We start from the raw sequence: 2,614 nt of genomic DNA, 5'->3' as shown, positions 1-2,614 counted from the left end.
GGTGTGGATTGATCGCGTAGGTGCCACCGGCCAGATCGAGATGGCTGCTTTGCACACCGGCGTAACTCATCTCGTCATTGCTGGAGGAGTCTCGTAGGTTCTGCTTTTCCAGGCGGCCCAGATTCAGGGTCAGGCCGTCGACTTCCTGAGAGGTGACCAGCTCACCGCTGTAGGTTGAGGGCAGCAGTCGGGTGTCGTTATAGGCGGCCACGGGCAGTTGCGGCTGTAGGGTGCCGAGTTTGAGCACGGTCTTCGATGTTCGCAGCTTGGCGGTCAGGCCCAATTCGCTGTAGCTGTCCTCTGGTTGCTGGCTGGCGCCAAAGGGCAGCAAGCCGGTGCCTCGACGATCGCGACTGGAGTCAAGTTTCACCCCGAGTTCGCCCAAGGCATCGACCCCGAAACCGACCATGCCGTCGGTGTAGCCCGACTCCAGGCGTAATACAAAACCCTGGGCCCACTCTTCGGCCTTGTTCTGTGGTGCGTTGCTCTGACGAAAGTCTCGGTTCATGTAGAAATTGCGCAGGTCCAAACTGGCTTTACTGTCCTGGACAAAATCAGCGTGAGCGCTAAACGGGCTAAACGCGGCGCACAGGGCAACGCTTGCCGCCGTGCGAAGGAGGCACGAATGCATGAGGGGGGTCCTTTTGTTGTTTTTGTAGGTATCACCCCCTATTCGGTAAGGGGTGTCATATAGTTAACATCTTATCTATTATTTTCGTAGCGTTTTTTTCAGTTTTTTCAGAAGAAATAGGGGTGGTGGCGATTATTTTTTATCTGAGATCAGTGATTTGTTTATAAGTTAATGATGTGCTGCAGAGGGGATGTTGCATGCACTCTGTGCCGACTCTAAGCTTTGACGCTTCGACCTCTTTTTCCGCGTGAACCATGCCGACCCCCAGACCGTCCCTTACGCTCACCTTGTTGCAGGCCCGCGAAGCAGCCATGGCATTTTTCCGGCCGTTGCTCAACGAACATGATCTGACTGAACAGCAATGGCGAGTGATCCGTATCTTGCGTCAGCACGGCGAACTGGAAAGCCATCAACTGGCCAATCTGGCATGCATCCTCAAACCGAGCATGACCGGCGTGCTGTCCCGGCTGGAGCGCGACGGTATCGTCCGGCGCAGGAAGTCGTCCGAAGATCAGCGCCGGGTATTCATCGCCCTGACCGAGCAGGGGCAGCAGTGTTTCGTCGACATGAGTGCGGGGATGGAAAGCAACTACTTGAAGATTCAGGAGCAGTTCGGCGCGGAGTCGCTTGAGCAGTTGCTGGAACTGCTCAATAAATTGAAGAACATCAAGCCCTGATTGACGCAATGTCCTGTATTTGACATCCCCTCCGAGCAAGTCAAAAAAGTCCATTGCCACCATCCGATCACCAGGAAATTGAGCGCACGCTAAGATTGCCTGCAAACGTTTCGATACCAATGAGGCAACCTCACGGGGCTCCGTAGTGAACATCGACACCCGCATCAAATTCCGTCACCTCGTGTGCTTTCTCGAAATGGCTCGTCAGGGCAGTCTGGCGCGGGCGGCGGATGTGTTGGCGGTGAGTCAGCCAGCGATGTCGAAGACGCTCAAGGAGCTGGAGGAACTGCTGGCGGCAACTCTGTTTATACGCAGTAAAAGTGGTGTGAACCTGACCGAAGCCGGGGTTGCCTTTTTGCGTTATGCCGGGCCTTCGGTGCAGGCGTTGCGTGATGGGGTGAACACCTTGCGCGGTGGCGAATATGCGGCAGGCACGGTTCGACTCGGCGTGTTGTCGACAGTGGAAAGTTTGCTGGTGCCTGAGGTTGTACGGCGCTTGCACGAGCGCCATTCGGCGCTGGTGGTGAGTGTGGTGACCGGGCCAAGCGCCTATTTGTTGTCGCAGTTGCGGGTGGGCGATGTGGACCTGGTGGTCGGCCGTATGACAGATAGCCCGGAGATTCAGGGGCTGACCTTCGAGCATCTGTACAGTGAATCCATGACACTGGTGGTGCGTCCCGATCATCCCTTGCTGGCCGAGCCACTGGAGCGTAGCGCCCTGGAAGATTTCCCGCTGGTGCTGCCGCTGGCAGGAACGACGATTCGCAAATATGCCGATAGCCTGTTCGTGCAATGTGGCATCAGCCAGTCGCGGCAGCGTCTGGAAACCTTGTCCGTGACCCTGAGCCGTCGTTATGTGTTGTCCAGCGAGGCGATCTGGATCGCGCCTCTGGATGCCGTGCGCCTGGATCTGGCAAGCGGCGAACTGCTTGAGATCAACCTGGGGCAGCGCGAACCGGGTGGTTCGGTGGGGATTTCCAGTAACGCCAGCTTGCCGTTGTCACTGGCGGCCCAGTGGTGCGTCGAGGTGCTGCGCGAGGTAGGGCAGGCGTATCGCGAAGGGTCTTATCCATAACCATTTGGTTATGTGTTGAGGATGGCTTTTCAATATTCCCCAGCCTTCTGTTGTTTGAAACTGCGCAGGTAGTGCTCCATAAATCAAACAACAGGAGATCRACATGTCTGATGCAGACAGCAGTCGTTTCGTTATTCGTGACCGTAATTGGCACCCCAAAGCCCTGACCCCTGATTACAAAACCTCTGTCGCCCGTTCTCCACGCCAAGCCTTGGTGAGCATCCCCCAGTC

3 protein-coding genes and 1 pseudogene are annotated in these 2,614 nt (G+C 56.4%); 3 read left to right on the top strand and 1 reads right to left on the bottom strand.

Going from position 1 to position 2,614, the window contains the following annotated elements; translation table 11 throughout:
- The coding region (locus tag AC1DLB_RS27280) for an OprD family outer membrane porin (RefSeq protein WP_477786030.1) at window positions 1–631 on the bottom strand (631 nt) is incomplete at its 3' end.
- Between the two features lie 254 nt (window positions 632–885).
- Between AC1DLB_RS27280 and hpaR the strand changes: the two genes are divergently transcribed.
- The 3 genes and pseudogenes from hpaR to AC1DLB_RS27265 all read left to right on the top strand — a co-directional run.
- Entirely contained in the window at window positions 886–1,308 is a 423-nt protein-coding gene (hpaR, locus tag AC1DLB_RS27275; RefSeq protein ID WP_026286558.1) for a homoprotocatechuate degradation operon regulator HpaR, read from the top strand.
- A gap of 145 nt (window positions 1,309–1,453) precedes the next feature.
- Entirely contained in the window at window positions 1,454–2,383 is a 930-nt protein-coding gene (gene pcaQ / locus AC1DLB_RS27270) for a pca operon transcription factor PcaQ (RefSeq protein ID WP_477744380.1), read from the top strand.
- A 103-nt stretch (window positions 2,384–2,486) separates the two neighbouring features.
- Window positions 2,487–2,614: pseudogene (locus AC1DLB_RS27265) on the top strand (protocatechuate 3,4-dioxygenase subunit beta); the annotation flags it as partial.

This window comes from Pseudomonas sp. 05N434, from assembly GCF_056396965.1.
Note: the sequence above shows the minus strand (reverse complement) of the source record. Positions and strands in the feature narration are given on the sequence as shown.

Coding starts and splice junctions, on each gene's coding strand:
- hpaR (WP_026286558.1), top strand. CDS start 886: ATGCCGACCCCCAGACCGTCCCTTACGCTCACCTTGTTGCAGGCCCGC.